At 68.6% G+C, this 26,649-nt stretch carries 28 protein-coding genes; 13 read left to right on the forward strand and 15 right to left on the reverse strand.

Annotation, left to right across the window (positions count from 1 at the left end):
- The 5 genes from GKO32_RS22030 to pdxH form a co-directional block, all read right to left on the reverse strand.
- On the reverse strand, positions 1-562 hold a 562-nt coding region (locus GKO32_RS22030; protein ID WP_154758785.1), incomplete at its 3' end, for a hypothetical protein.
- A 10-nt stretch (positions 563-572) separates the two neighbouring features.
- Entirely contained in the window at positions 573-893 is a 321-nt protein-coding gene (locus GKO32_RS22035) for a hypothetical protein (protein WP_154758786.1), read from the reverse strand.
- Between the two features lie 46 nt (positions 894-939).
- Positions 940-2,220, reverse strand: coding sequence for an MFS transporter (locus GKO32_RS22040; RefSeq protein ID WP_312868296.1), 1,281 nt, complete (start codon positions 2,218-2,220; stop codon positions 940-942).
- 52 nt (positions 2,221-2,272) lie between these two features.
- Positions 2,273-2,521 (reverse strand): hypothetical protein, encoded by a 249-nt coding sequence (locus GKO32_RS22045; protein ID WP_154758787.1) that lies wholly within the window; start codon positions 2,519-2,521, stop codon positions 2,273-2,275.
- Between the two features lie 352 nt (positions 2,522-2,873).
- A complete protein-coding gene (gene pdxH, locus GKO32_RS22050) occupies positions 2,874-3,545 on the reverse strand; it encodes a pyridoxamine 5'-phosphate oxidase (protein WP_166459692.1) in 672 nt (223 codons plus the stop codon).
- 330 nt (positions 3,546-3,875) lie between these two features.
- Between pdxH and GKO32_RS22055 the strand changes: the two genes are divergently transcribed.
- The 4 genes from GKO32_RS22055 to sepH all read left to right on the forward strand — a co-directional run bounded on the left by GKO32_RS22055 (position 3,876) and on the right by sepH (position 8,461).
- Positions 3,876-5,024 (forward strand): citrate synthase 2, encoded by a 1,149-nt coding sequence (locus tag GKO32_RS22055; RefSeq protein WP_312868298.1) that lies wholly within the window; start codon positions 3,876-3,878, stop codon positions 5,022-5,024.
- A 26-nt stretch (positions 5,025-5,050) separates the two neighbouring features.
- Positions 5,051-6,397, forward strand: a complete 1,347-nt coding sequence (locus GKO32_RS22060) for a serine hydrolase domain-containing protein (RefSeq protein WP_154758789.1) — start codon at positions 5,051-5,053, stop codon at positions 6,395-6,397.
- A gap of 12 nt (positions 6,398-6,409) precedes the next feature.
- The gene (gene serC, locus GKO32_RS22065) at positions 6,410-7,534 is read left to right on the forward strand and encodes a phosphoserine transaminase (protein ID WP_154758790.1); all 1,125 of its coding nucleotides are present in this window, start codon (positions 6,410-6,412) and stop codon (positions 7,532-7,534) included.
- A gap of 99 nt (positions 7,535-7,633) precedes the next feature.
- Positions 7,634-8,461, forward strand: coding sequence for a septation protein SepH (gene sepH, locus GKO32_RS22070; RefSeq protein WP_154758791.1), 828 nt, complete (start codon positions 7,634-7,636; stop codon positions 8,459-8,461).
- Between the two features lie 5 nt (positions 8,462-8,466).
- Here the strand turns inward: sepH and GKO32_RS22075 are convergent, their stop codons facing one another.
- Both GKO32_RS22075 and GKO32_RS22080 read right to left on the reverse strand, forming a co-directional pair.
- Positions 8,467-9,087, reverse strand: a complete 621-nt coding sequence (locus GKO32_RS22075) for a DUF2537 domain-containing protein (RefSeq protein ID WP_312868299.1) — start codon at positions 9,085-9,087, stop codon at positions 8,467-8,469.
- A gap of 40 nt (positions 9,088-9,127) precedes the next feature.
- Positions 9,128-9,931, reverse strand: coding sequence for a TrmH family RNA methyltransferase (locus GKO32_RS22080; protein WP_154758793.1), 804 nt, complete (start codon positions 9,929-9,931; stop codon positions 9,128-9,130).
- Positions 9,932-10,127: 196 nt separating this feature from the next.
- Between GKO32_RS22080 and GKO32_RS22085 the strand changes: the two genes are divergently transcribed.
- From GKO32_RS22085 to GKO32_RS22100, 4 genes are all read left to right on the forward strand, one after another.
- The gene (locus GKO32_RS22085; RefSeq protein WP_154758839.1) at positions 10,128-11,627 is read left to right on the forward strand and encodes a glutamate-cysteine ligase family protein; all 1,500 of its coding nucleotides are present in this window, start codon (positions 10,128-10,130) and stop codon (positions 11,625-11,627) included.
- Positions 11,628-11,672: 45 nt separating this feature from the next.
- On the forward strand, positions 11,673-12,329 hold the full coding sequence (locus tag GKO32_RS22090; protein ID WP_154758794.1) for a biliverdin-producing heme oxygenase: 657 nt from the start codon (positions 11,673-11,675) through the stop codon (positions 12,327-12,329).
- 160 nt (positions 12,330-12,489) lie between these two features.
- The gene (locus tag GKO32_RS22095) at positions 12,490-13,110 is read left to right on the forward strand and encodes a superoxide dismutase (protein ID WP_154758795.1); all 621 of its coding nucleotides are present in this window, start codon (positions 12,490-12,492) and stop codon (positions 13,108-13,110) included.
- Positions 13,111-13,206: 96 nt separating this feature from the next.
- Positions 13,207-13,968 carry an arylamine N-acetyltransferase family protein gene (locus GKO32_RS22100; protein WP_154758840.1) on the forward strand — a complete coding sequence of 254 codons (762 nt, stop codon included), beginning with the start codon at positions 13,207-13,209 and terminating at the stop codon, positions 13,966-13,968.
- A gap of 128 nt (positions 13,969-14,096) precedes the next feature.
- Here GKO32_RS22100 and GKO32_RS22105 read toward each other — a convergent pair whose 3' ends face one another.
- Positions 14,097-14,339 (reverse strand): winged helix-turn-helix domain-containing protein, encoded by a 243-nt coding sequence (locus GKO32_RS22105; protein ID WP_154758796.1) that lies wholly within the window; start codon positions 14,337-14,339, stop codon positions 14,097-14,099.
- Between the two features lie 133 nt (positions 14,340-14,472).
- On the opposite strand from GKO32_RS22105, the gene GKO32_RS22110 reads away from it, so the two are divergent.
- Positions 14,473-15,432 carry a hypothetical protein gene (locus tag GKO32_RS22110; protein ID WP_312868300.1) on the forward strand — a complete coding sequence of 320 codons (960 nt, stop codon included), beginning with the start codon at positions 14,473-14,475 and terminating at the stop codon, positions 15,430-15,432.
- Positions 15,433-15,436: 4 nt separating this feature from the next.
- Here GKO32_RS22110 and GKO32_RS22115 read toward each other — a convergent pair whose 3' ends face one another.
- The 3 genes from GKO32_RS22115 to GKO32_RS22125 form a co-directional block, all read right to left on the reverse strand.
- Positions 15,437-16,717 carry an MFS transporter gene (locus tag GKO32_RS22115; protein ID WP_154758842.1) on the reverse strand — a complete coding sequence of 427 codons (1,281 nt, stop codon included), beginning with the start codon at positions 16,715-16,717 and terminating at the stop codon, positions 15,437-15,439.
- 110 nt (positions 16,718-16,827) lie between these two features.
- Positions 16,828-17,259, reverse strand: a complete 432-nt coding sequence (locus GKO32_RS22120; protein ID WP_312868301.1) for a MarR family winged helix-turn-helix transcriptional regulator — start codon at positions 17,257-17,259, stop codon at positions 16,828-16,830.
- A 46-nt stretch (positions 17,260-17,305) separates the two neighbouring features.
- On the reverse strand, positions 17,306-18,754 hold the full coding sequence (locus GKO32_RS22125) for an NCS2 family permease (protein ID WP_154758843.1): 1,449 nt from the start codon (positions 18,752-18,754) through the stop codon (positions 17,306-17,308).
- A gap of 54 nt (positions 18,755-18,808) precedes the next feature.
- Here GKO32_RS22125 and GKO32_RS22130 point away from each other — a divergent pair, with 54 nt between their 5' ends.
- Positions 18,809-19,096 carry a DUF2530 domain-containing protein gene (locus tag GKO32_RS22130; RefSeq protein WP_312868302.1) on the forward strand — a complete coding sequence of 96 codons (288 nt, stop codon included), beginning with the start codon at positions 18,809-18,811 and terminating at the stop codon, positions 19,094-19,096.
- A gap of 8 nt (positions 19,097-19,104) precedes the next feature.
- On the opposite strand, the gene GKO32_RS22135 is transcribed toward GKO32_RS22130, so the two are convergent.
- From GKO32_RS22135 to GKO32_RS22145, 3 genes are read right to left on the reverse strand one after another with little or no spacing between them, the layout of a single operon-like run.
- A complete protein-coding gene (locus GKO32_RS22135) occupies positions 19,105-19,500 on the reverse strand; it encodes a hypothetical protein (protein WP_154758798.1) in 396 nt (131 codons plus the stop codon).
- Between the two features lie 60 nt (positions 19,501-19,560).
- Positions 19,561-22,266, reverse strand: a complete 2,706-nt coding sequence (locus GKO32_RS22140; RefSeq protein ID WP_312868303.1) for a sacsin N-terminal ATP-binding-like domain-containing protein — start codon at positions 22,264-22,266, stop codon at positions 19,561-19,563.
- On the reverse strand, positions 22,263-23,024 hold the full coding sequence (locus GKO32_RS22145) for a DUF3027 domain-containing protein (protein ID WP_154758799.1): 762 nt from the start codon (positions 23,022-23,024) through the stop codon (positions 22,263-22,265). The genes GKO32_RS22140 and GKO32_RS22145 overlap by 4 nt, the downstream gene beginning before the upstream one ends.
- A gap of 50 nt (positions 23,025-23,074) precedes the next feature.
- On the opposite strand from GKO32_RS22145, the gene GKO32_RS22150 reads away from it, so the two are divergent.
- From GKO32_RS22150 to GKO32_RS22160, 3 genes are all read left to right on the forward strand, one after another.
- The gene (locus GKO32_RS22150; RefSeq protein ID WP_312868304.1) at positions 23,075-23,851 is read left to right on the forward strand and encodes a glutaminyl-peptide cyclotransferase; all 777 of its coding nucleotides are present in this window, start codon (positions 23,075-23,077) and stop codon (positions 23,849-23,851) included.
- 41 nt (positions 23,852-23,892) lie between these two features.
- Positions 23,893-25,578: an MFS transporter gene (locus tag GKO32_RS22155; RefSeq protein WP_312868305.1), complete on the forward strand. Its 1,686-nt coding sequence runs from the start codon at positions 23,893-23,895 to the stop codon at positions 25,576-25,578.
- A gap of 99 nt (positions 25,579-25,677) precedes the next feature.
- Complete coding sequence (locus GKO32_RS22160) at positions 25,678-26,169, forward strand: DUF2771 family protein (RefSeq protein WP_154758800.1); 492 nt, start codon at positions 25,678-25,680, stop codon at positions 26,167-26,169.
- Here GKO32_RS22160 and GKO32_RS22165 read toward each other — a convergent pair.
- Complete coding sequence (locus tag GKO32_RS22165; protein ID WP_312868326.1) at positions 26,166-26,552, reverse strand: cold-shock protein; 387 nt, start codon at positions 26,550-26,552, stop codon at positions 26,166-26,168. The two genes, GKO32_RS22160 and GKO32_RS22165, sit on opposite strands and share 4 nt — an antisense overlap.
- Between the last annotated feature and the right edge of the window lie 97 nt (positions 26,553-26,649).

A 26,649-nucleotide genomic window follows, 5' to 3' on the forward strand; every position in this document is an offset into this window, starting at 1 on the left:
CGCCCACGCGGGAACCGAGCGGACCGGCGGGCGGGGCCGACGCGGGCACCGTCGAGCTCATCCCGTTCATCAGATCTTGCAGGCGCGCCTTCGCGGCGTTGACGATGTCGGCGGCTTCCTTCGCGTACTTCGCCGACATCCCGGCGATCACCGCCCGCGCCTGCAACTCGGCACCGGGATCGCGGCTGTTCGCGGCGGCGTCGACGAGCGTGCGGGCGTCGGCGTCGAACTCCGTCACCAGCGCCTGGCACCGCTGCTGGGCGTCCTTGACCAGGCTCGTCGCGTCCCCGATGGTCTGCGCTGTGTGCGAAGCCCAGGTCGCCGCGTCGTCGAGGGCCTGCGTGTGCTCTTTTGCTTTGACACCGAACAGATCGCCGCGGTCACCGACCCAGTTTCCCTGCAGGCTGGTGGCTTCCGCCCGGTGCCGGGTGCCGTATTCGGTGAGCTGCTGGGACAACGCGGCCAGGTCCGTCTGTGCCTTGTCCGCCGCGCCGGTGTCCCCTTCGAGCTTGTCCGCGGCCTCCTTGATCGGCGCCTCGTAAGGCGCGAGGTCGATCGCCACCCGCGCCCCCTCAGCCCAGTATCCGGCGGAAGGTGTCGCCGAACACCTGCTCGTCGTGTTCGTAGTCGCCCTTCGCGGTGTGCACGGACTGGCCGAGATCGTGCACGCCGCCCGCAACCGAGTGCACGTGAGTGTGCATGCGGTCGAGGTGATCGGTGAGGGAGTCCTGCAGGCCGCTCTCGTGCCCGAGATCCCCGAACAGGTTGCCAGGCAAGGAAAGGTTGCCCGCGAGATGCTTCTTGGCGGCGCCGACGATGTCACCCGAGAGCGTGCCGGCGTGCGAGTGGTATCGCGCCAGGTCGGCGCCGTCGACCGAGATCCCATCAGCCATGCGGATCATCGTGCCTCATCGGGAAGCCTCGCGTGGGTGAAACCGGCTATTCGACGACCGCGGCGGCGCGGTACCGCCAGAACGCGGGCAGCAACGCGATGGCGATGACGATCAGCACGATCACCAGTACCCCACCGCCGGCGGACGCGGCGGCCGTGCCGACCCCGGCGCCCGCCCAGCCGTGCGTGACGTCCGCGATGCGCGGCCCGCCCGCGACCACGACGGTGAAGGCGCCCTGCATCCGGCCACGCATCTCGTCGGTGGCGGCGGCCTGCAGGATCGACTGCCGGTAGATCGCGCTGACCATGTCGGCCGCGCCGCCGATCACGAGGAAGACGACCGCGAGCCACAGCGCGTGCGCCAGCCCGAACCCGATGATCGCCGCGCCCCAGGCGCAGATCGCGATCACCACCGCGACACCCTGCCTGCGGACCCGGCCGAGCCAGCCGGACAACAGCCCGATCACCACGGAACCGATCGGGATCGCCGCGAACAGCCAGCCCAGCGCGAGACCGCCGCCGGGTGGGTCACCGAAGGTCCGCTCGGCCATCTCCGGGAACAACGCCCGCGGCATGCCGGCGACCATCGCGATGATGTCCACGACGAAGCTCGCGAGCAGCACCTTCTGGGTGCCCATGTAGCGGAAACCGTCGATCACGTCCCGCAGGCCGGCACGCCGCACCTGGCCGGACAACGGCGGAAGCGCAGGCAGGCGCCACACCGTGAACAGCGTGAGCAGCAGGGCGATCGTGTCGATCAGGTACAACGTCGGCAGGCCGAGCACCGGCATCAGCGCACCGGCCGCCATCGGGCCGAAGATCGTGCCGAACATGTTCATGGTGCTGGACAGGGCGGTCGCGGCGGGCAGGAGTTCGGGTGCGACCAGGCGAGCGACGACCGCGCTGCGCGTCGGCATGTTGATCGCGAAGAACGCCTGGTTGACCGCGAGCAGGGCGAGCACAAGCCACACCGAGCCGACGTGGAGCCAGGCCTGCAACCACAGCAGTGCGGAGACGACGGCGATCCCGGCGTTGCCGACGAGCAACAGCTTCCGGCGGTCCACGGCGTCGGCGATCGCCCCACCCCACAGGCCGAAGACCAGCAACGGCACGAGTGCGACGGCACCGGTGAGGCCGACCCAGCCGGACGACCCGGTGAGGTCGAAAACCTGCTTCGGCACGGCGACGGTGGTCAGCTGGCTGCCGATGGCGGTGACCGCGGTGCCGATCCAGAGCCGCCGGAACGCCGGTACCCGCAGCGGCTGAACATCGATGACGATATTGCCGAAGCGCTTGCGCCTACTCCCCGTCCCAGCGTTGACACTCACAACGAAGCAGCTTAGCGGAGCTAACTAGTTGAATAGGTGTCTCGCTGACCGATCAGAAGAAAGTCACAATGGGAATTTTCCAGGCGCGGCAGGACAGCTTCGAACTACCCGCGCCGCAACTCTTCCCGCGCAACGCGGCGGGCAGCGCATGACTGATGCGCAGATGCAGCGATACGTCCAGGGTCGCTGCATCTGCGGCTTCGGCTTCGGCGGCCTCGGTCTCCTCGTCGGCGACCTCAGCACGAATCGCAGCATGCCGGGCCCGGCGAGCGGCCCGGACTTCCTCGGCCGAATCGGTCATGATCGAGCCTCCTCACCATCGAGGTAGTCGCGAAGATCGGCTCCACGCGTCTTCCACGCGGTCACCCCGGATTGATCTTCGGGGTCGACGATCACCGTCAGCACTGAGCCCGCGCCGGGCGAATACCCAATGAGTCGGGTATAGGCAGCCCAGCTCTTGGGATCCGGGCTCGCACCACCCGATGTGGGTCGGCAGCGGCCTCGAGTGTCCACGCCGGCTCAAGGTCGGTTGCACCGGGATAACGGTCCGAGCGATGACGGATGTGCGAGGCGCCTTCGTCGTCCCACCACAACTCATCCACCATGTAGCACATCGCAGAACACGGTAGAACAGCCGGAGGCAGTGAAGTGCGCTACGGAGCTACCCGCTGCACGTGCCAGCCGTCGTGGGTGTGGACGTAGCGGAGGCGGTCGTGGAGGCGGTTGCGCTGCCCCTGCCAGAACTCCACCGTGTCCGGCTTGACCCGCCAGCCGCCCCAGTGTGGCGGGAGCGGGATCTCTTCGACATTCGCGAAGCGCCGCTCGATGGAGCTCAGCGCGTTGTCCAGCTCACGCCGGCTGCGCACCACCTGCGACTGCGGCGAAGCCCACGCGCCCAGTTGCGAACCCCGCGGCCGTGACGCCCAGTATTCCGCCGTCTCGCGGACGTTCACCTTCTCGACCTCGCCCCGCACGGTGACCTGCCGGTGCAGTGAGTACCACGGGAACGTCACCGACGCGTACCGCGCGACGGTCAGATCGTGACTCTTCGCGGACGTGTAGTTGGTGTAGAACACCACCCCACGCGTGTCCAGTCCCTTGCAGAGCACGGATCGTGAGGACGGCCGGCCCTCGGCGTCAGCGGTGGCGAGCACCATCGCGTTCGGTTCCGCGACGCCCGCGGAGATGGCTTGGTTGAGCCATTCCTGCAGCTGCTCGGTCCAGGTATCGGCAAGATCCGCTTCGTTGAGGGCGTCCCCCTCGTAGGCCACCCGCATACCGGGCAGTTGTACCGCTACGTCGTCGATGTTGCCGACTTCCGGCATGAGCAACCTCCGCGCCCGCGCACGCATGAGACAAGTGGATGAAAGTTGACGTTAGGGCCTGCGACGCCTGCGCGAAACCCGCCGAGTGGTGACTCCTGCCACGACGTCGTCACCGAAGGCTCCAGGGCACAGAATTTCCGCACGAAGAGGCGCCTTGACTGAATCGTTCTCGGAATCGTGACCGAAACCACCACATCTTTCGATTGCCACCCCCGCCGAGCGGGTGCATCGTTTTCACATCCGTGCGACGAGGCGCGTGACCCCGCGAATCGCGCGCCACGAGTGAACTTCAAGCAACTGTCGGGGAACGCGCATCGAAAGGCTCCCACCGTGACCAGCTCAGCGCCTGTTGCGAACAACCACACCTCCGAGCCAGACGACGGATTCAAACCAGGGCTGGAAGGCGTGATCGCCTTCCGCACCGAGATCGCCGAGCCCGACCGGGACGGCGGCGCCCTCCGCTATCGCGGTGTCGACATCGAAGACCTGGCAGGCAAGGTCAGCTTCGGTGACGTCTGGGGCCTGCTGGTCGACGGCCGGTTCGGCAACCCGCTCCCGCCTGCCGAGCCGTTCCCGTTGCCCGTACACACCGGTGACGTGCGGGTCGATGTGCAGGCCGCGCTCGCGATGGTCGCCCCGATCTGGGGTTTCGGGCCGTTGCTGGACATCACCGACGAAGCGGCCCGCGAGAACCTGGCCCGCGCGTCGGTGACCGCGTTGTCCTATGTGGCGCAGTCCGCGCGCGGTGTCGGCCTCCCGGCGGTGCCGGAGTCCCGGGTGGACGAAGCGAAGACGATCACCGAGCGGTTCATGGTCCGCTGGCGCGGTGAGCCGGATCCCGCGCACGTCAAGGCTTTGGACGCCTACTGGGTGTCCGCCGCCGAGCACGGCCTCAACGCGTCCACCTTCACCGCGCGGGTGATCGCCTCCACCGGTGCCGACGTCGCGGCCGCGATGTCCGGTGCGATCGGCGCGATGTCCGGTCCACTGCACGGTGGTGCTCCCGCACGGGTGCTGCCGATGATCGAAGAGGTCGAGCGCATCGGGGACGCGCGCAAGCTGGTCAAGGGCATCCTCGATCGCAAGGAACGGCTGATGGGTTTCGGGCACCGCGTGTACCGCGCGGAGGACCCGCGTGCCCGCGTGCTGCGCCGCACCTGCAAGGAGCTCGGCGCCGAGCGGTACGAGGTCGCCGAGGCGCTGGAGCAGGCCGCGCTGGCGGAGCTGCGCGAGCGGCGCCCCGACCGTCCTATTGAGACGAACGTGGAGTTCTGGGCCGCGGTGATCCTGGACTTCGCGAAGGTGCCGCCCGCCATGATGCCCGCGATGTTCACCTCCGCCCGTACCGCGGGCTGGGCCGCGCACATCCTCGAGCAGAAACGCACCGGCCGGCTCGTGCGCCCCTCGGCCAGCTACGTCGGGCCCGGCCCCCGCCAGCCGCGCGACGTCGAAGGCTGGGAGCAGGTCGCCGGGAGCTGACCCTGGCGGCCGGGCAGAATATCGCCATGCTGCCCAGCACCGAGTTTGCCCTGCTTCGCCGCCTGGCCACTGAACAGTCCGCCGCGCGCGTGCCCTCGATCGTGGCCGCCGTGGTGCGCAACGGCGACCTGCTGTGGTCCGGCGCGCGGGGGTTCGTCGACGGCGAAGCACCCGATGACGACACCCAGTACCGCCTGGGTTCGATCAGCAAGACGCTGGTCGCCGTCCTCGTCATGCGGTTGCGTGACGAGGGCAGGCTGGAGCTGAACGACCCGCTCGACAAGCACGTGCCCGGCACCAGCTTCGGCTCCTCGACCATCGCGCAGCTGCTGTCGCACACCGGTGGGCTGACGTCGGAGTCGCCGGGCTCGTGGTGGGAACGCAGTGTCGGCGGGGACTGGGCGGCGCTTCAGGCGAGCCTGGCTCAGGACGCGCTGAAAAACCGGCCCGGCAGCAGCTTCCACTACTCCAACGTCGGCTACGGGGTGCTCGGCGAGCTGGTCGCGCGCCATCGCGGCACGAGCTGGCTCGACGCGCTGCGAGCGGAAATCCTTGCGCCGCTTGGCATGTCGCGCACGACGCCGCATCCGGAAGGCCGGCGCGCGAACGGGTACGCGGTGCATCCGTTCGCGGATCTGGTGCTGCCCGAGCCCAGCCCCGACGCGGGCGCGATGGCACCGGCCGGCCAGCTGTGGTCGACGATCACCGACCTCGCCAGGTGGACGGCGTTCATCGGCGGTGACACCGGGGACGTGCTGCGGCCCGACACGATGGCGGAGATGCGCGCCGTGGCCACCGTCGACGACGGCAACGCCTGGACCTCCGGTTATGGGCTCGGCCTGCAACTGGTGCGGCACCAGGGCCGCCGCCTCGCCGGGCACACCGGGTCGATGCCGGGATTCCTGGCCGCCACGATGATCGATCCGGACACCGGCACCGGTGGGCTCGCGCTGGCGAACACCACGTCGGGCCCGGCGATCCTGTCGCTGGTGGTCGACCTGATCACGACGGCGGACGAGCGGGAGCCGAAGCTGCCCGCCGAATGGCGCCCGTCCGAGGTGGACCGCTCGCTGCTGGCGCTGACCGGGCTGTGGCACTGGGGCCCGACGCCCTACCTGCTGCGGCTCATCCCGGGCGGGATGTTCGATCTCAGCCCGGTGGCCAACGGCCGCGCGTCCCGGTTCCGCCCGGCCGGCCCCGACGAGTGGCTCGGTCTCGACGGCTACTACTCGGGGGAAACGCTGCGCGTCGGCCGCGCATCCGACGGCACACCGACCCATTTGGACCTGGCCACGTTCATCTTCACCCGCACCCCGTACGACCCGTCCGCACCGATCCCCGGCGGGGTCGACGAATCGGGTTGGCACGCATGACAGACTGGGCGCATGACGGAGTTGACGATCCCCGCTGAACTCAAGCCCAGTGACGGGCGCTTCGGCTGTGGGCCTTCCAAGGTCCGGGCGGAGCAGCTCGCCGCACTCGCCTCCGAAGGGGCGAAGTACCTGGGCACCTCCCACCGGCAGAAGCCGGTGAAGTCCCTGGTCGGGCGGGTGCGCGCGGGATTGTCCGAGCTGTTCTCGCTGCCGGACGGCTACGAGGTCGTGCTCGGCAACGGCGGCACCACGGCGTTCTGGGACGCTGCCGCGTTCGGCCTCGTGCGGGAGCGCGCGCAGCACTTCACCTACGGCGAGTTCTCCTCGAAGTTCGCCTCGGTAACCAAGGGTGCGCCCTTCCTCGCCGACTCGATCGTGGTGAAGTCCGAGCCGGGCAGCGCGCCCGAGGTCGCCTACGAGTCCGGCGCGGACCTGGTCGGCTGGGCGCACAACGAAACCTCGACGGGTGTCGCGGTGCCGGTGCGCCGTCCCGCGGGCAGCGACGGCGCGCTCGTCGCGATCGACGCGACGTCCGGCGCCGGTGGCCTGCCGGTGAAGGCCGAGGACTTCGACGTCTACTACTTCGCGCCGCAGAAGTCGTTCGCCTCCGACGGTGGGCTGTGGCTGGCCCTGATGTCGCCGGCCGCGATCGAGCGGGTCGGCGAGCTCGGCGCGAGCGACCGCTGGATTCCCGAATTCCTGTCGCTGACCACGGCGCTGGACAACTCGCGCAAGGACCAGACGTACAACACCCCGGCCGTGGCCACGTTGTTCCTGCTGGCCGACCAGATCGAGTGGATGCTGGGCAACGGCGGGCTCGACTGGACCGTGGCGCGTACCAAGGATTCCTCCGACCGGCTCTACGAATGGGCCGAAAAGACCAGTTACACGGTGCCGTTCGTGAAAGACCCGGCACTGCGTTCGCAGGTTGTCGGCACGGTGGACTTCGTCGATGACGTGGACGCGGCCGAGGTCGCGAAGGTGTTGCGCGCCAACGGAATCGTCGATGTCGAGCCGTACCGGAAGCTGGGCCGCAACCAGCTGCGGATCGGTATGTTCCCCGCCATCGAGCCGGGCGACATCACGGCGTTGATCAGCTGCATCGAATTCGTGGTCGAGCGCCTTCCCGAAAAATAAGAACGCGATCCCGGCGCACGCATCGGCGCGCCTGCCGCGTCAAGGCGACGCGCCGTCCTAACGTGTGGTGGACAGGTGACGTCTGCGAGGAGGCGGCTGATGCGTGCGCTGAGGGTTGTCGGGATACACGAGGACGGTAAGTCCATCGTGCTCGAAGACCCGGCGCGCCACGAACGTTTTCTCCTGCCGGCCGACGAACGACTGCGGGCGGCCGCACGGGGGGACCTCACCCGGCTCGGTCAGATCGAAATCGAGTTGGAGAGTCAGATGCGACCACGCGAAATCCAGGCCCGCATCCGGGCGGGTGAGTCCGTGCAGCAGGTGGCCACCGCGGCGGGCGTGCCCGAACAACGGGTCGAAAGGTTCGCGTATCCGGTGTTGCTGGAACGCTCGCGGATCGCGGAACTGGCGCAGGGCGCACATCCGGTGCGCGAGGACGGGCCCGATGTGCGGACGCTCGGCGAGGTGGTGGCGTACGCGTTCGGCGTGCGCGGCCAGGACTACGGCTCCGCCGAATGGGACGCCTGGAAGGGCGACGACGGGAAGTGGGTCGTCGCGTTGCGCTGGCAGACCGGGCGTTCGGACATGAGCGCACACTGGTCGTTCGCGCCGGGCGCGCACGGCGGCACCGTCACCGTGCTCGACGAGCAGGCCGAGGATCTGCTCGACCCGCAACGCACCCCGCGCGCGCTGCGGGCGGTCGAGCCCGAGCCGCTGCCGGTCGCGGAGCCGGAACAGCCCGTGCTGGCCGCCGAAGAGCCCGCGGAACCCGAGGCCGCCGCGCCCGAGGTACCCGCGGAGCCGGAGCCGAAGCCCGCGCTGCCGGTGAAGCCCGGCCCGCCGCCGAAGTCGAAGTCGAAGAAGAACCACCCGGCGGTCCCGGCGTGGGAGGACGTCCTGCTCGGCGTCCGCTCGCAGCGGGGCTGACCGGGTCAGAAAGCGACGGCGAGCACCCCGAACCAGGCGAGCACGCAGCCTGCCGCGGCGCCGAGCGCGATCCAGCGCAGGATCGGCAGACGCCGGGCCAGCCACAGTGAAGGCGCGAGGCCGGCCGTGACCACGGCCGAGGCGAGCAGCACGACCCAGCCCGCGGTCTCCTCGGCCAGCGCGACGGCGAGCGCGAGCATCGCGGTGATCACCACGGCCGCGACGAACCCGGCCACCACCAGACCGGTGCCCCATGGCGTCGGCTCCTTCCCGATCTCCACCGGTCCGAACAGCCGCTGTATGAGGGTCGGTTCGGTGTGTGTGACGGGCACGGGCGGGATCACGATCTCCTCGTCGGTCACCGGGTCGATGTAGTGCACGGGGGTGCCCATCAGGGTCGCCACGCGCGCCGCGAGTTGACGTCCGCGATGCGAGACCACCGGAGCCACGTCCCCCGGCTCACCCGCGTCAGCGGAACGCCGGACCGCGGCGGCGACGCGGGCCCACTCGTGCAGCGCGTCGGCGAGCTCGGGGCCAAGCGGGAGGGTGTGCGGATCGATTTCGCGCGTGTACGCCTCGCCGTGCGCCTTCAACACGGCACGCTCGCCACGGACCCGCAACTCCACCCGTGTGCCTCCCCGTCCAATGCTGGTAACCGTCAGCAACTTACCGCCCGGCGAGTTCGTAGAAGGCGACCGCGGCCGCTGTGGCCACATTCAGCGAATCGACCCCGTCGGTCATCGGGATCCGCACCGCGATGTCGGCCGCGGCGAGTGCTTCCGCGGTGAGCCCCGGCCCCTCCGAACCGAACAGCAGCGCGACCTTGCCCTCGCCTGCCGCGAGTTCGCGCAACGACACCGAATCCACCCGCGGCGTCAGTGCCGCGATGCGGAAACCGTTGTCCTTCAACAAAGTCAGCCCGTCCGGCCACGGTTGTAGCGCGGCGAACGGAACCCGCAGGACATTGCCCATCGACACCCGGACACTGCGCCGGTACAGCGGATCGGAGCAGCCGGGTCCGAGCAGCACGCCGCCGACACCGAGCGCGGCGGCGTTGCGGAACAACGCACCCAGGTTCTCGTGATCACCGACTCCTTCCAGCACTGCGAGAACCTCGGATGTCCGCAGGATGTCCGCGACCGCGGGTTGTGGCGCCCGGTCGGCGACCGCGAGCACGCCGCGGTTGAGGTGAAAACCCACGATTTCGGCCATCGCGTCGGCGGACGTGACGTAGGCCGGCACGTCGATCCCGGCCAGCTCCGGCTCCAGCTCGTCGATTCGCCGCGCCACACCCAAAAGCGACCGCACGGGGTAGCGTGACGTCAGTAATCGCCGGACCACCACAGTGCCCTCCGCGATCACGTACCCACGGCCACCGGGACGGTCCGGTCGGCGGTCCGCCGTTGACAGCTGGCGGAAGTCGTCGACACGCGGATCGTCCGTCTGCCGGACAGCGATGCGTTGCGCCATGAGGATGAGTCTGACGGCGAGGTGGTTGAGCCGAGCGAAGTGGGTACCGCTACGACGAACGGATGATGTCAAGGCACGAAGACGTCACAGCACCAGTTTGGCCGATAGCCCATGGAGCGTTGTTGTGAAACCGTGGTCCGCCGGGCAGCAGTGCCAGAACTCCGCGCTGAACCCGGACGAACAAGACAGGGAAGGCATGGGCCAGGATCTTTCGGCTGACGGCTTCAACCCACGCGACCGGGCCAGGTACCGCCGCAAAGTCCAGCGCTGCCTCGACACCCTCGGCCGGATGCTTGCCGACGGCGGATTCTCTTTTCCCCGAAGACATATCGGCCTCGAACTGGAGCTGAACCTCGTCGACGAGGAGATGCGCCCGTCGATGAACAACCAGGAAGTCCTGGAGGCACTGGACAATCCGTCCTTCACGACCGAACTTTCGCAGCACAACATCGAGCTCAACGTGCCGCCGAGGCCTCTGGCGGGCAACTCGGCGATCGCACTGGAACGGGATCTGCACGAGTACCTGTCCACAGCGGACCACAAAGCCGGCCGCGCCGGCGCACGGCTGGGCATGATCGGGATCCTGCCGACGCTCACCCACGAGCATTTCGATCAGAAGTGGCTCACCAACGCCGCGCGCTACGTCATGCTCAACGACCAGATCTTCGCCGCGCGTGGCGAGCACATCCGGCTGTCGATGGACGGCGTGGAACTGCCCGGCCACCCACCGGAACGGCTGCGCACGCACGCTGAGTCGATCTTGCCCGAGGCCGCCTGCACGTCGCTGCAGTTGCACGTCCAGGTCGCTCCCGAGGAGTTCGCCGCGCACTGGAACGCGGCACAGTGCCTGGCGGGCGTGCAGGTCGCGATCGGCGCGAATTCGCCGTTCCTGCTGGGAAAGGCGCTGTGGCACGAGACGCGCATCCCGCTGTTCCTGCAGGCCACCGACACGCGCCCGGAGGAACTGAAGAACCAGGGTGTGCGGCCGCGGGTGTGGTTCGGCGAGCGCTGGATCACCTCGATCTTCGACCTGTTCGAGGAGAACGTCCGCTATTTTCCCGGCCTGCTCCCGGAAACCGACGAAGAGGACCCGGTCGACGCGCTCGACTCGGGCCAGGCGCCGAAGCTTTCGGAGCTGCGGCTGCACAACGGGACGGTGTGGCGGTGGAACCGGCCGGTTTATGACGTGGTGGACGGAAAACCGCATCTGCGCGTGGAAAACCGGGTCCTGCCCGCCGGGCCGACGGTGCTGGACATGATGGCGAACGCCGCGTTCTTTTACGGTGCCCAGCGCGCACTCGCCGAAGCCGAACGTCCTATGTGGACACAAATGTCGTTCCAGGCGGCCGAGGACAACCTGTATGCCGGTGCGCGAAACGGGTTCGACGCGCAGCTGTACTGGCCGGGGATCGGCTGGGTGCCGCCGGACGAACTGATGTTGCGCGTGCTGCTGCCGCTCGCGCATGAGGGACTGCGCACCGCCGACGTGGCGGAGGCCTCGATCGAGCGATATCTCGGTGTCATCGAGCAACGCTGCCTCGCCCGCCGCAACGGCGCGTCGTGGCAGCGGCAGATGGTGGAACTCGCGCAGCGGCACGGTGCGGACCGGGAAACCGCGCTTTCCCAGATGCTCGGCCGGTATCTGACGCTGTCCACGACCGAGGAGCCGGTCCACACCTGGCCGACCACTCTGTAAGATTTAGGCTAGCCTAAGTTCGCTGGGCCCCTTAGGCTCGGGATCATGGCGGCTCCTGTGACGGTTGACCACACCCCGTTTTCGGCCACGCTGCGCGAGTCCACCAGAGGAGTGCACGAGCGCGCCCACCAGTCCGCGTTCATGGACGCCCTCTTCGGCAGCAGGCTGCCGTTACCGGCCTATGCCCGGCTCGCGGCCCAGTACCACTTCATCTACCAGGCGCTCGAAGAAGCGTCCGACGCGCTGACCGACCACCCGGTCGGCGGCGCGTTCGTGTTCGACGAGCTGCGGCGCGGGCCCGCACTCGCCGGGGACCTGGCGTTCCTCGTCGGGGACGACTGGGCCACCCGGATCGAACCGCTCCCGGCGACGCAGGACTACGTCCGTCGCATCCGGACAGTCGCCTTCGACTGGCCCGGCGGTTACGTCGCCCACCACTACACCCGTTATCTCGGCGACCTGGCCGGCGGGCAGGCCGTGCGGAAACTGCTCGAGCAGACGTACGGGATCACCGGTCCCGGCGCGCTTTTCTACCACTTCGAGCTCGACAACGTGCCGGCGTTCCGCAAGCGCTACCGCGCCCTGCTCGACGAAGCGCCGTGGGATTCCACCGAACGGCAGCGCATCCTGACCGAGACGCTGGTCGCGTTCGAGTTCAACATCGCGATGCTCGCCGACCTCGCCCGCGAGGTCGGTGCGTGATCACGCACACAACGGGTTGACCTCCAGCTAGCTGGAGATTGCAGGGTGAGAGCGGGCATGTTCCCGGGGAGTGGATCGCCGCGTCCCCGGTTAGCCACCCCATACGGTTGCTACTAGGTTTATAACGCAGGGATTTTGCGTCACAGAAGAAGGAGGGCTGATGGCCCGGTACGAGCTTCCGGATCTGGACTACGACTACGGTGCCCTGGCTCCGCACATCTCCGCCCAGATCAACGAGCTGCATCACAGCAAGCACCACGCCACCTACGTCAAGGGCGCGAACGACACCCTGGACAAGCTCGCCGAGGCGCGCGACAAGGGTGACTTCGGTTCGATCGTCGGACTGGAGACCACGCTCGCGTTCAACCTGGCCGGGCACGCGAACCACGTCGTGTGGTGGAAGATCCTTTCCCCCGAAGGCGGCGACAAGCCGACCGGCGAACTCGCCCAGGCGATCGACGACGCGTTCGGTTCGTGGGACAAGTTCCAGGCACAGTTCACCGCCGTTGCCACCACGATTCAGGGCAACGGCTGGGCTTCGCTGTCCTGGGACCCGATCGGCAAGACGCTGATCACCCAGCAGCTGCGCGACCACCACAACAACCTGATCCTGCCCACGGTTCCGATCCTCCTGGTGGACGTGTGGGAGCACGCGTTCTACCTGGACTACAAGAACGTCAAGGCGGACTACGTCAAGGCGCTCTGGAACATCTACAACTGGGGCGAGATCAGCAAGCGGTTCGACAACGCCGTGTCCGGCGGAAACGGGCTGCTGCTCTAGATCGTCTGTCCACTGTGCGGGGTCCTTCTCTGTCGGGAGGGGCCCCGTTTCGTTTTCCGGTTGACCTCGACCACGGTCGAGATGCGACCGTGGGGCATGGATGTCGACGCCTACCTCGCCCGTATCGGCGCCGCCAAGCCGGTCGCGCCGACCGCAGCCGCCTTGGCGGAACTGCACGAACGGCATGTCATGACGGTGCCGTTCGAGAACCTCAGCGTGCAGCTGCGGGAGCCGATCGTGCTCGACGAGGAGGCGTTGTTCGACAAGATCGTCCTGCGGCGGCGCGGTGGATTCTGCTATGAGCTGAATGGGGCGTTTGCGGGTTTGCTGCGCGCGCTGGGTTTCCGCGTCTCGCTGCTGTCGGCGCGCGTGTTCGGCGGCGGCAGATACGGGGCGCCGTTCGATCACCTGGCGTTGCGGGTAGAGCTCGACGAACCGTGGCTGGCGGATGTCGGCTTCGGCCGGTTCGCCCGCCGTCCGTTGCGGTTGACCGCGTGTGAGGTCCAGGCCGACGCCGAGGGCGAGTTCCTGTTGCTCGACGCACCGCACGGCGATATCGAGGTCCGCCACAACGGCGAGCCGGCGTACAAGGTGGAAGAGCGCCCGCGCGACCTGGCGGACTTCGTGCCGACCTGCTGGTGGCAGGCCACGTCACCGGACTCGCATTTCACCAAGAATCTGGTGTGCACGCTGCCGACGCCGACGGGCCGGGTCACGCTCGCGGGTGACCAGCTGATCGAGACGACCGAGGGCAAGCGCAGCGAGCGGCCGTTGAGCGCCGACGAGCTTGTCGAGACCTACCGGAGTTTGTTCGGTATCGAGCTGGCCGAGGCGCCGAGTACCTTTGCCCGAACCTGAACGGGGCCCCGCCACCGGGATCTCTCCCGGCGACGGGGCCCCGCCCGTTCCCGAACTGACTGCCGCTCCCACCACGAAGCGGACAAGCTGAGGTTAGCCTAACCTCAGCTACCGACGCAAGGTTGTGCTCAGGACTTCGGCACGATGAAGCTGCGCTTGCCGTGATAGGTCTCGATCAACCCGCGCTTGCGAAGCTCCTTGATCGCGTTGCGCATGGTCCCGAGAGAGACCCGGTACTCCTCGGTCAGATCTCGCTCACCTGGCAGTTGTCCCTTGAGTTCACCGGCTTCGATCCGCTCGGCGATGTGATCGGCCACGTGGACGTAGAGGTACCCAGCGGCGGACGGGTCCGGTTCGAACCTCGATATCATTCGCCGTACAGTAGAGATGGGTCCAGCTACCCGAAATCACCGCCAGCTGTGTTGATATGCATAGAGCTCCATACTTATACGAAGCGGGAACGCCCTGCGAGCACGGAACCGACTCCTCGGTAGCCTCCGGGGCGTGAAGACGTCCACCGTGCTGGGAATCGTGTTGGCGGTGTTGTTCTCGTTCGCTGGTGCCGCGACCGCGGCCGGCTACCTGTGGGCCAGAGCCGACGACGATCGCCACGCGATGACCAGAGCGTTGCCGGCCACCTGGCCGTCCAAGGACGGAACTGCGCTGCGGCCGGTGCCGATGCCGGCGGGCGAGCTGATCGCGGCGCTGCCACCGGACACGGCTGGACAGGTGCTTTGCCAGTCACTGAGCCAAGAACGCTGGGAAGCGCTGCTCGGCGGGAAGGCGCTTCGCGAGGTCCGCGACGCCGGCTGTCATGTCGTCACCTCGACCACCGATCTCACGCTCAAGCTCGCCGACGCCCCGGCGAACCTGCAGGCGCCCCGCGAAACCGAGGTCGCCGGACGCCCGGCGCGGCTCGAGTTCCTGCCGCCCAACGTCAACAACCGGCTGGATGTGCGGTTGGTGGACAAGCCCGGATCGGCGCTCGTGAAACCATTCCTGCACGCCGAGTTGAGCGGCAGCGGCCCGGCGCTGGACAGGCTCACCGAGTCCGTCGCCGCGGAAGTCGTTGCGGCGACGACAAAAGCCGGGCCGCCGCTGCCTGCTACCGGGAAGGACGGGTCAATCCCGCTCGAGCATCCTGCGCCGGCCGCGATCGCGGATCTGCCGTGGCCGGTGATCTCGTGGCAGCTGTGCGCGGCGCTGACGCGAGAACTCGGTGGGCCGGGACGCCCCTACGCCGACGGTCGCTGCACGGTCCGCGGCATCCAGGCGGCGTACACGGACGCGGTGTCCCCGCGCGCCTTTTCGGACCGGCTCGCCGGGCGCCCCGCGCTCGTGACGGACAACGTCGTGGCGGTCAAACTCACCGACGACACCGCCCAGGAACTCACCTTCACCGGCGGCGGCCGTTCACTGAAAGCGCTTGCCGAAGCGCTCCTGCCCCACCTGCTGGCCGGCTGACGGGTCAGGCCACATGGCGCGAGGTGGTGGTCGCGTGGCCGCTCGAGAACAGCACCCGCAAACCCGCCAAGCGCGACCCGGTCGCCACACCGCCCCGCCGCGCCAGCACCACCGCGCACACGACCGCCGCCACCGCGGAGATCGTGCCGCCGATGTAGAACGGTGAGCGACCGCCGAAGGTCTCCGCCATCCAGCCGACCATCGGGCCACCGACCGGGTTGCCGCCGATCATCACGAGCACGTACAGGCCCATCACGCGCCCACGCATCTCCGGGCTCACTGCGGTCTGGACCAATGCGTTCGCCGTGTTGAGGAACGTAATCGTCGCGAAGCCGAGTGGGATCAGCGCGATCCCGAACGTCACGTACGTCGGCATCAGCGCGGTGACGAACTCGACCGCGCCGAGACCCAGCGCCGCCATCAGCAGCAACCGCACCCGGGGACTGCTCTTCACCCCGCGCCGGGCCGCCATCAACGCACCGGTGAACGTGCCGACCGCGAGCAAAGTGGACAACAGCCCGTATCCGTCGGCCTGGGTGCCGAACACGTTGCCCGCTACGATCGCCAGCGACGTGAAGAACGTGATCCCGAACGTGCTGACGAAGAACACCAGCGCCATCACCGCGACCAGGTCCGGCCGCCCGCGCACGTAGGCGAGCCCCTCGCGCATCTGCCCCTTCGCCCTGACCACCGCGGGACCACGGAAAAGCTTGTCGGGGTTCATCAGCAGCAACCCCGTGATCACCGCGAGCGTGCTGACCGCGTTGGCCACGAACATCCAGCCGGTGCCGACCCAGGTGATCGCGAACCCCGCGATCGCGGGCCCGACGATGCGGGCCAGGTTGAACACCGAGGAGTTCAGCGCGACGGCGTTGGCGATCTGCTTACGCCCCACCATTTCCGCGACGAACGCCTGCCGCGCGGGCACGTCGAGGGCGCTGAAAATGCCGAGCACGAAGCACAGCAGGTACACCTGCCACAGCAGGACGACACCGCTCACGTCGAGCAGCCCGAGCACCAGCGCCTGTACCCCGATCCCGGTCTGCACGAGGATGCACAGCTTGCGCTTGTCGACCCGGTCGGCAAGTACGCCCGCCCACAGGGAAAGCAGCACGGTCGGCGTGAACTGCAACGCGACGGCGACACCGAGCGCGATCGGGTTGTTGCCGGAAAGCTGGAACACCAGCCAGTCCTGCGCGATGCGCTGCATCCATGTGCCGATGTTGGAGACCACCTGGCCGGAGAAGAACAACCGGTAGTTACGCACCCGCAAGGAGGCGAACATGCTCGGCTTCTTCGCCGGGGAGGCGTCGGTGGGTGGCGGTGGTGCTTGCCCCCGGGTAGCTGTCATCTTCGGATGGGACTTCGCCTGGCTACCCGTGTCTGGCCGCACCGTTACTCGTTCCCCGCCATTCTGTCGATGATTTCGGCGGCATGAGCGAGAACTTCTCGTTCTTGGCCGCTCAGTTCCGCCAACTTCCGGTCCAACCACGCCTCGCGTGCCGAGATCGTCGCCTCGATGAACGACTGCCCGCGTTCGGTGAGTGCGACGATCGACTGCCGCCCATCCGTGGGGTGCGGGCTGCGCTCGACATAACCCATGTCTTCGAGCGCGGCGATCACCCGCGTCATGGACGGCGGCTGTACGCCTTCCTTCGCCGCCAGCCTGCCGGGCGTCAGCGCCCCGCATTTGTGCAAAGTGGACAGTGCGGCGAGCTGGGTCAGCGAGATGTGCTCCGTGGCCCGCTGTGCCCGGAGTTTGCGGTTGAGCCGCACAACGGCCAGCCGCAACCGGCTGGCCAGCGTTGGCTCGCGCTTATCGGACACTTAGTTAGCGTACCTTACGATTGGCGAAAGTGGCCGGTGTCGCCTGTCACCGCAGCGCGGCCTGGATCGGGCCGACCGCGAAGTACGCGACGAACGCCACCGCGATCACCCACATCAGCGGATGCACCCGGCGTACCTTGCCGGTGACCGACTGGATCACGACGTAGCTGATGAACCCGGCGCCGATGCCGTTTGCGATCGAGTACGTGAACGGCATGACCACGATGGTGAGGAACGCCGGGAGCGCGATGGAGAAATCGGTGAAGTCGATGTCACGGACCTGGGCGATCATCAGCGCACCGACCACGACGAGCGCGGGCGCGGCCGCTTCGACGGGCACCGATTCATACAGCGGCGTCAGGAACATCGCGGCGAGGAACAGCACCCCGGTGACGATGTTGGCGAGCCCCGTCCGCGCGCCCTCGGCGATACCGGAGGCGGACTCGACGAACACGGTGTTGGAGCTGGCCGAGCCGAACCCGCCGGCCGCCCCGGCGAGCCCCTCGACGAACAGGGCGCGACCGACGCGCGGCAGCTGACCGTCCGGGCCGAGCTGCCCGGCTTCCTTGGCCAGCCCGGTCATCGTGCCCATGGCGTCGAAGAAGTCGGCGAGCACGAGGGTGAACACGAAGAGGATCACGGTGATGATCGGCAGCCGCGTCCAGGCACCGAACGACACGTCACCGACCAGCGAAAGGTCCGGCAGACCGGCCACCTTGCCCGGCAGCGCCGGGTAGCCGAGGTTCCAGCCCGTGGGGTTCGTGCCGCCCGACGGGCCCGCGTGCACGATGGACTCGACGATGATCGCCAGCACGGTCGTGCCGAGCACGCCGATCAGGATGGCACCGCGGATCCGCTTCGCGACGAGCGTGCCGGTGAGCAGCAGGCCGACGACGAACACCAAGGTCGGCCACGACGCGATGGAACCGCTGATGCCGAGCCCGACGGGGACGGTCGTGTTGGCCGCGTCCGGCAGCCGTCGCACGAACCCGGCGTCGACCAGGCCGATGAAGCAGATGAACAGGCCGATCCCGACGGCGATGGCCGATTTCAGCGCGGCGGGCACGGCGCTGAACACCGCAGTGCGGAAGCCGGTCAGCACGAGGACGACGATGATCAGGCCTTCGATGACCACCAGCCCCATCGCTTCGGGCCAGGTCACCTGGGGTGCGATCGTGACCGCGACGAGGCTGTTGATACCGAGCCCGGTGGCGATGGCGAACGGGTACTGCGCGACGAGGCCCATCACGATGGTCATCACGCCGGCGACGAGCGCCGTGACCGCGGCGACCTGCGGGACAGGCAAGATGTTGCCGAGCACGTCCTTGTGCGCGCCGGGCTCCGATGGCGAAAAACTGCCGATGATCAGCGGGTTCAGCACAACGATGTAGGCCATCGTCACGAACGTCACCAGACCGCCGCGGATCTCCCTGCCCGTGGTGGAACCACGTTCGCTGATCTTGAAGAAGCGGTCGATCGTGCTCTGGTCGGTCATGCCGTGGGCCGCCTTCGTGGTGCTCGTGAGGAATTCGCCGGTAGCCTTCCTCACGTGAGCGACCCGATCAAGCCTGGCGAGGTTAAACATTCACTACGCCCGGTGCCGGAACTGCCTTCACGGCTGACCGCGCTGTTCCCGATGGTCGTCGTCGGCACCGCGGCCTGGCTGGCCGGCTTCGCCGTGTTCGCGATCCGCGATTTCGGCGGCGGCCGCACCCCCAGCATCTGGCTGTGGACCTGCCTTGCCGGAGTCGTGATCAGCCTCATCGGCATGGGCATCATGACCTGGCAGCGAACCGCTGCGCGCCGCGGTTCGCGCTCAGCCCAGACGGGGATTTGAGGCTGGGGTTACGGGGTTTCGTCTCGGTCGATCAACTGGTTGAGCAGGTCCACGATCCGCTGCTGCCCAGCGGCCTGTGCATCGAACTTGCCGCGCATCTCCATGAAGCCGCGGTCGACCTCCCCGAAGCGACGGTCGACGTCCTGGCGGAAACTGGTCATTTCCGTTCGGAATTCCGTTCGGAGATCGGTGAGGTCCTCGCGCATCGCATTGAAGCTGGTCGTGGTGGCCTGCCGGAGGTCCCGGATCTCCGTGCGCATCTCGGTGACGTCGTGGTGGGCGCCGCGAGCGAGCGTCCGCGCGTCCGCAGCATCCTGCTGGGCGCGACTCACCCGCGAGTCGAGATCGGCGGCTTGGGTCTCCAGCCGCGCCACGCGGGGCTCCAGGTTTTCGGTGTAAGTCATGGGCAGGACTTTACCGGCGCCGAAAACCGGCCGAACCGCGTCTTTGCACGTCACTGCACGTCAGGCCAGCAATGTGAGTGGATCCGGGTCGTCCAGCAGGGACGTGATGAGGTGCCGGTCGGCCCAGTGACCCGAGGCCCACGCGAACGCCCGCGCCAGGCCGGCGGGGCTGTCCTCCGCGTGATGTTCCCCGTGAAACTCCGCACTTTTCACCCACCACGGCGTGGCGCGCTTGACCCCGTCGAACTCGACGGTCAACTCCTCGTGCACGATCACCCCGCCCTCGGGGAACGGGATGTCGAGCAGCTCCGCCGCGAGCCGGATCGCCGTCAGCTCCGACCACTCCAGGTACTCGCCCTCCGGCAGGCGAGCCGAAATCAGCTCGCTCAGCAACGGCAGGTCCAGCAGTTCCGCGAGCTGTTCCGCGCCAGATGGAACCGCGATCAGCTGTCCCACCGGCCAGACCGCCGCGAGCCACGGCCGATCCAGCACCGCCGCCTGCTCGGCATCGACGACCGAACCGTCGACGGCACGCACCCGCTCCGGCGCGTCGAGCTGTGACCAGTCCAGGTCCGCCGCCACGAGCGCCGTGTAGACCCGCGAGACCAGCCCGGGCCCGATCGTCCGCGCCGGGTCGCCGAGGCGGTGCAGCACGTCGGCTGCGTCGTCGAGATCGGTGACGGCCAGTTCCGCGCGAACTCCGGCCAGCGCAAGCACTTCCGGTTTCACACCCACGTCCGGCACCGGGTCGTACAACCCGGCGAGGCCGTCGGCTTCGGGCAGCCGCCACTCCTCCGGTGCCCGCCCGGCCAGCAGCGCGTTCCGGGCGATCCACTCGCCGGTCGAGCCGGACAGCGCGTGCCAGGTTTCCCTTTCCCCCGCCAGCAATCGCAGCGCTTCCGGCCACGCGTCGTCCGCGACCAGATCCAGGTCTCGGATCCCGTCTTCGGTCACCACGAACCCGTCGAGCACGCCGAGCGTGGTGAGCTCCTCGACTGGCCAGTCCTCGGCGAAGTCGTTGTCCAGCACGGAAAGCGCGCCGTCTTCGCCCACAGCCTCCTGGTCGAAGATTCCCAAGAGCGGCGACCCGGGCAATACCAGCTCGTCGGCGCGTCGCCAGCCGTCCACGGACGGCAGTGCGAGCGCGCCGAGGCCGGCCACCGGACTGTCGGATATCAGGCGCAGCACGGCATCCGCGAGCGGGCGAACGTCCAAACCGGACCGTGCATCCTCGACACTGCGCTCCACCGCGTCACGCAACGCGGGCGACTCCAGCAGATCCGCCGAGTCCGCGTGCTTCGCGCCCAGCCGTTCCAGCAGGGGATGCGCGGCGTCGGGATGCACCAGCCGCAACCCGACCACGTCGGCGTCGTCGATCAACTCCAGCACGTCGGCGGACGCACCGAACAAGAACGTCCCGCGCGGGCCGGGCAGGACCCGCCCGTCCGCCAGCGGGACCGGCAGGGCGCCGAGTTCGTCAGCGGACACGGAATGCGCCTCCAGCAACGGAAGCAGCGTGTCGTACAGCGAACGCCACCATGCCGGCGGCCGTTCGAGCCCGGTCAGCAGTTCGACGAGTTCGGCGACTTCGAGCGGATCGGCGTCCACGGTCGCCAGCACTCGCGCGAGCTCCGGCCCGGACAGCGAAACAAGCCGCGGCACGATCCCGCCGACCAGCTCGACCAGTTCCGGCGATTCGACGGTCAGCACCCGCGCCCCGGAGGCAGGCAGCTCTTCCCCGCCCGGCAGCCATGGTTGTACCGCCAGCTGACGCTGCACGGCCTCGCGAAGCTGACCGTCCACTTCGGACAATGGGAAGGCCGGTTCCGGCACCATGCGCGGCCGGTGTTCCGGTGCGAGTTTCCTGACCAGCGCGGGATAAGCGCGGGCAAGCCCGGTCAGGTCGGTGCCGGGGAGCACGCGCCGCCGCGACGGTTCCATCGGGATCGAGGCGATCAGCCTTGCCGGCAACGAAAGACGCTCATCGGTGGGCGTCGGCGCATGCAGGACTTCGTTCGCCAGCGGCACCGGGCCGTCGTCGACAGGCACCGCCCACAGCCCGGCCTCAGCCTCCTCGGTCAGCCAACGACGGACCGTGCCGTCCGGCGCTGCGATCTCCACCACGCTGTCCACAGTGGACCGTTCCCAGCCTGCGCCGTCGATCTCGATCCGGGCCAGCCACGGCAAGGACAGCAGCAGGTCTTCGGCCTCTGCGGACACCCGCGCCAGCAGCTCAGCGGGATCGACGCCGTCGCGCAGCGGGAGCCGGACCTCCGTGTCGAATCCTTCGGGCACGTCCTCGTCGACCGCCCACGGCAACCGCAGCACCGGAACTTCGTCCTGGGCAACAAGTTCACGCGTGCGCGCTTCGGAGAACGCCACACCGCCGCCACGCGAGATCACCCGTGGCTCGGAACTGACCGCGAGGACGGCGGCGAACCCGACACCGAACTCGCCGACCATGCCTTCCTTCGCGGACGCGCGCAACGACGACAGGGACGCCACCCCACGGGCATCCAGCGGCGCTCCCGTGTTGGCGACCCGCAGCTCACCGTCCACAACGGACACTCGAACCGTGCCGGGCTCCCCGGCGATCTTGGCCGCGTCCGCCGCGTTCTGGGCGAGCTCGACGAACAACCGGTCACGGTAGGCGCCGACGCGCAGATCGCGCTCGGCGTTGGTGTCCTCGATCAGGCGCGTCGGCGAGTCGCCCCACGCCCGGCGGACCGAGGCCCGCAGTGCCTCCGTGCCGAACGGATCAGTCACTCCGGCGGTTCCATGTCCAGCAGGGAGTCGTCATACACGAGCTCGGCGACCGGCACCGACGAGGACTGTTCGACCTCGACTTCGGAATGCGCGCCGCAGCCGTACTCGGCGTTCACCACATGCCCGTCCGCGGGCGCGAACTCGTTGCCACACACGCCGAACGCGGCCCGCAGCGACCCCGCAACCGGCAGGTAGAACCCGCAGGTGCCGCACGTCGCCGGCGCGCTGCGCGCCATGTCCGACCGCGGCCCGAACTCACCGGCACGCCACCGCGACGCGGCCTCCAGCCGCCCCTCACGCGACATCACGTGCACGCGGCCGAGCCCGAGCTCGTGTGCGACATCCTCGACCGCCGGGTCGTCCGACCGCAGATAACCCGGCGCCAGGCGCGGGTCGTCGGGCGCGGTCGGGAACAGGTCGCCGACGCCCAGATCGCCGGGGCGGATCCGGCGCTCCCACGGCACCCAGTTCGGCGCGACGAGCGCATCCGGCCCCGGAACCAGCGCGACCTCGCTGACGGTGACAGGCGCGTCCGGCCCGGCCATCGCGATGGTTACCGCCCAGTGCCAGCCGCGGTACCCCGGCAGGTTCGCTTCGAAGAGATGACTGGCCGACACGGCGTCCTCACGGACGACACCGGCGTGCGGGCCGACCTGCTCCGCACCGACGTCGGCCACCGCCGTTTCGCGGGCGAGCTCAACGGCCTCGCCGAGAGCCCGCTGGACCGAACCGTCGTCCAAGGTGAGCAGCAGGGTCATGTGTTCATTGTGCAGCGGCGTATTTACCCGCGTCATGTCAGGGTAAGACCGTGCGCCTCCTGGTCTCCTTCGTGCTCGCACTGGTCACGGCACTGACGGCATGCGCGGCGAGCGCTCCGCAAGCGCCCGGCTCCGTTCCGCGACTGCGAGTGCAGGTCGTGGCGACGTTGCCGCACGACACCTCTGCCTTCACCGAGGGCCTCGAGCTGGCCGACGGGCTGCTCTACGAAGGCACCGGGCTCTCCGGCCGCTCCGAGGTACGGGCCGGTCCCCCCGGCGCGACACCGACGGTCCGCGCCGCGCTGCCGGCACCGTTCTTCGGCGAGGGCATCACCGTCGTCGGCACGAAGCTGTGGCAGCTGACCTGGCAGGACGGCATCGCGATCGAACGGGACGCGCGCACACTCGCCGAGCTGCGGCGGGTCGGTTACCAGGGCGAGGGCTGGGGACTGTGCCACCAGCAGGACCGGCTCGTGATGAGCAACGGCTCGGACAAGCTGACCTTCCGCGACCCGGTGAGCTTCGCGCCGCTGGGCACCGTCACGGTGCACGCGGGTAACCAGACGTTCGACCAGCTCAACGAGCTGGAATGCGTCGGTGACACCGTCTACGCCAACGTGTGGCAGACGGACACGATCCTCCGGATCGATCCGGCGACCGGCACGGTCACCGGCCGGATCGACGCTTCGGGCCTGCTCACCGACGCCCAGCGGCGGCAGGCGGACGTGCTCAACGGCATCGCCGCCGTCCCCGGCACAGACGAATTCCTGGTCACGGGGAAGCTGTGGCCGGTCTTGTTCCGGGTGAAATTCGTGCCAAGCGACTGATCGCCCAGCACACCGACCTGGGCATGAGGCAAGATTGAGGCGTGGGGCGCAAACGCAAGTGGACGCCGGAGCCGGGCTCCGGGCAGAGCTGGCGCCCGTCCGCGTACACCCGAGCGACGTCGACGGCTGACGACGCACCGACCGGCGCCGTGCATTCACCGCCGCCGGCCACCCCACCCCGTGGCTCGGTCCCACCGCACAGTTCGGTGCCGCCGCGGGGCGCGCGGCCGTACCCGCCACGGCCGGGCGAGCCGCCACCGCGCCGCACCGAGCCCCTGTACGAGCACTACAACACCGACGGCTACCCACCCCCGGGGCCGCGTGCGCAGGAGCCACCGCACGAGCACCGCACCGAGGCCACCGCGGGCGCGATGCCGCGGATACCGAAGAAGATCACCGTCACCCGGGTCGCCGCGATGCGCAGCCGTGAGCTCGGCGGCAAGGCGGTCGGCGCGTTCCAGCGCGCCGCGAAAGCCGATGGCGCCGACAAATCCGGCCTGACGTCGCTGATGTACGCGGTGATGCTCAACTACGCGAGCGACGCGGCCATGGCCGTCGCGCTGGCGAACACCCTGTTCTTCGCGGCGACCAGCGGGGAAAGCCGCGGCCGGGTCGCGCTGTACCTGCTCATCACCATCGCGCCGTTCGCGCTCGTCGCACCCGTGATCGGCCCGGCACTGGACCGGATCCAGCGCGGCAGGCGGCTCGCGATGTGCGTGTCGTCGGTCGGGCAGGGCCTGATGGCCGCGCTGATGGCGCTGCACTTCAACGACTGGGGGCTGTACCCGGCGGCGCTGGGCATGATGGTGCTGTCCAAGTCGTTCACCGTGCTCAAGTCGGCCGTCACGCCGCGCGTGGTGCCGCACGGGGTGACGCTGTCGAAGACCAACGCACGGCTGACCGTATTCGGGCTCGCCGCCGCCGGGGTCTTCGGTGGAGTCGCGAGCGGGGTCAACTCCGTGTTCGGCTCGGCGGGCGCGCTGTGGTTCACCGCGTTGATCTGTGTGGCGGCGGCGGTGCAGTCGATGCGAATCCCGTCGTGGGTGGAGGCGACCGAGGGCGAGGTGCCCGCCTCGTTGAAGGCGCGGCCCGGTAAGCCCAAACGCCAGCCGCTCAGCCGGGACGTCATGGTTTCCTTGTGGGGCAACGGTTCTGTCCGGGTGCTCACCGGGTTTTTGATGATGTTCGCCGCGTTCGCGGTGAAGGCGCACGCCGAGCAGAACGGGCAGAGCCCGTTCACGCAGTTGCTGCTGCTCGGTGTCATCGGCGCGGCGGCCGGGATCGGCGGGTTCGTCGGCAACGGGCTCGGCTCGCGGATGCAGTTCGGCCATCCGACGCAGGTGGTGCTGGGCAGTCTGGCGGCCACGCTGGCCTCGACGGTGCTCGCGGCGGTGTTCGCGGGGATCGCGACGGCCGCGATCGTCGGCCTCGTCGGCTCGACGGCGAGCGCGCTCGCGAAGATCAGCCTCGACGCGGTGATCCAGTCGGATCTGCCGGAGGAGTCGCGGGCCTCCGCGTTCGGCCGCTCGGAAACGGTGCTGCAGCTGGCGTGGTGTTTCGGCGGCGCGATCGGGCTTCTGCTGCCGCCGACGTACTGGATCGGCTTCGTCGTGGTGTCGGTGTTACTGAGCCTCGGGCTGACCCAGTCGTTTCTGGTGCAGCGCGGCGGTTCCCTTGTGCCCTTCCTCCGGAAGCGGCCCCAGCACCCGGCGGGAACGGTCGCCTAGTTACCAACCCGGCCAACCGGTGGCCGGGCCGGGCTACGTTTGGCCGATAGCCGTGACTGCGTTCGGGTTGGTAACCATGGACACAGTACGGTTCTCTTCATGCGGCGTAGTCGATTGTTCGGGCTGTTGGCGGCCGGTGCGCTGGTACTGACCGGATGTTCCACGGTGGGCCCGCCCGAGGTCACCTTCTACGGCGACGGGCACACCGTGAACACCGGCCCCGCCGAGTACTGCGATGCGCTGCTGCGTGACTGCGCCAAGCATCCCGACCACATCGTGACCCTGAACGTGCGCAAGGGCATGCCGGTGCAGATTTCGGTGCCCTCGGACATCAGCAAGACGCCGTGGCTCGTCAACGTCCAATACGCCGACGCCGGCGGGCAACTGCGGCTCAAACAGCAGTACTTCTCCCCGGGCAGCCAGCTCGCCTACACCGCGGAACCGGGCGCGGGCAACCAACTCGTCGTGGTCGAAGTGCAACAGATCGGCGCCGCCTACGCAGCCGATCAGAACGGCAACCCGATCCTCGACGAGAACGGCAACCCCCAACTGGTCGCCCGCGCTTTCTGGTCCCTGCAGGTGCAACCTTAGGGATCAAGGTCACGCGCGACCGCGCGCATGACCTCCGCGATCCGCTTGGTGTTCTTGCGATCGGGGTAGCGGCCGCGACGCAGATCGGGCTGCACCTTCGTCTCCAGGAGCTTGATCATGTCCTCGATGAGGCCGTGCAGCTCCTCCGCGGGGCGCCGTCGCGCTTCCGCGACCGAGGGCAGGGAGTCGATCAACCGGACGGACAGCGCCTGCGGCCCGCGCCGCCCGTCAGCAACCCCGAACTCAAGCCGCTGACCTGCTTTGAGTGCCTCTACCCCCTGGGGTAGCGCGGTCTTGCGGATGTAGACGTCCTCGCCACCGTCCTGCGTGACGAAACCGAATCCCTTCTCCGCGTCGTACCACTTGACCTTGCCGGTCGGCACTTCCCTCACCCATTCCTTCACTCTGTTCGCCCGCGCCTTGCACGACGAACGCGCCCCGGGGCGTACCCAGGACGCGTACCGATCAGCCTATCCCGCA

Origin of the sequence: Amycolatopsis pithecellobii (genome assembly GCF_009707865.1) — a bacterium.
Lineage (GTDB): Bacteria > Actinomycetota > Actinomycetes > Mycobacteriales > Pseudonocardiaceae > Amycolatopsis_E > Amycolatopsis_E pithecellobii.

What these genes read in the sequence shown, in the direction of transcription:
- GKO32_RS22035 (WP_154758786.1), bottom strand. Translation starts at nt 893, where the DNA reads ATGGCTGATGGGATCTCGGTCGACGGCGCCGACCTGGCGCGATACCAC.
- GKO32_RS22045 (WP_154758787.1), bottom strand. Translation starts at nt 2,521, where the DNA reads ATGACCGATTCGGCCGAGGAAGTCCGGGCCGCTCGCCGGGCCCGGCAT.
- pdxH (WP_166459692.1), bottom strand. Translation starts at nt 3,545, where the DNA reads ATGCCGGAAGTCGGCAACATCGACGACGTAGCGGTACAACTGCCCGGT.
- GKO32_RS22060 (WP_154758789.1), top strand. Translation starts at nt 5,051, where the DNA reads ATGCTGCCCAGCACCGAGTTTGCCCTGCTTCGCCGCCTGGCCACTGAA.
- serC (WP_154758790.1), top strand. Translation starts at nt 6,410, where the DNA reads ATGACGGAGTTGACGATCCCCGCTGAACTCAAGCCCAGTGACGGGCGC.
- sepH (WP_154758791.1), top strand. Translation starts at nt 7,634, where the DNA reads ATGCGTGCGCTGAGGGTTGTCGGGATACACGAGGACGGTAAGTCCATC.
- GKO32_RS22080 (WP_154758793.1), bottom strand. Translation starts at nt 9,931, where the DNA reads ATGGCGCAACGCATCGCTGTCCGGCAGACGGACGATCCGCGTGTCGAC.
- GKO32_RS22085 (WP_154758839.1), top strand. Translation starts at nt 10,128, where the DNA reads ATGGGCCAGGATCTTTCGGCTGACGGCTTCAACCCACGCGACCGGGCC.
- GKO32_RS22090 (WP_154758794.1), top strand. Translation starts at nt 11,673, where the DNA reads ATGGCGGCTCCTGTGACGGTTGACCACACCCCGTTTTCGGCCACGCTG.
- GKO32_RS22095 (WP_154758795.1), top strand. Translation starts at nt 12,490, where the DNA reads ATGGCCCGGTACGAGCTTCCGGATCTGGACTACGACTACGGTGCCCTG.
- GKO32_RS22100 (WP_154758840.1), top strand. Translation starts at nt 13,207, where the DNA reads ATGGATGTCGACGCCTACCTCGCCCGTATCGGCGCCGCCAAGCCGGTC.
- GKO32_RS22105 (WP_154758796.1), bottom strand. Translation starts at nt 14,339, where the DNA reads ATGATATCGAGGTTCGAACCGGACCCGTCCGCCGCTGGGTACCTCTAC.
- GKO32_RS22115 (WP_154758842.1), bottom strand. Translation starts at nt 16,717, where the DNA reads ATGTTCGCCTCCTTGCGGGTGCGTAACTACCGGTTGTTCTTCTCCGGC.
- GKO32_RS22125 (WP_154758843.1), bottom strand. Translation starts at nt 18,754, where the DNA reads ATGACCGACCAGAGCACGATCGACCGCTTCTTCAAGATCAGCGAACGT.
- GKO32_RS22135 (WP_154758798.1), bottom strand. Translation starts at nt 19,500, where the DNA reads ATGACTTACACCGAAAACCTGGAGCCCCGCGTGGCGCGGCTGGAGACC.
- GKO32_RS22145 (WP_154758799.1), bottom strand. Translation starts at nt 23,024, where the DNA reads ATGACCCTGCTGCTCACCTTGGACGACGGTTCGGTCCAGCGGGCTCTC.
- GKO32_RS22160 (WP_154758800.1), top strand. Translation starts at nt 25,678, where the DNA reads ATGCGGCGTAGTCGATTGTTCGGGCTGTTGGCGGCCGGTGCGCTGGTA.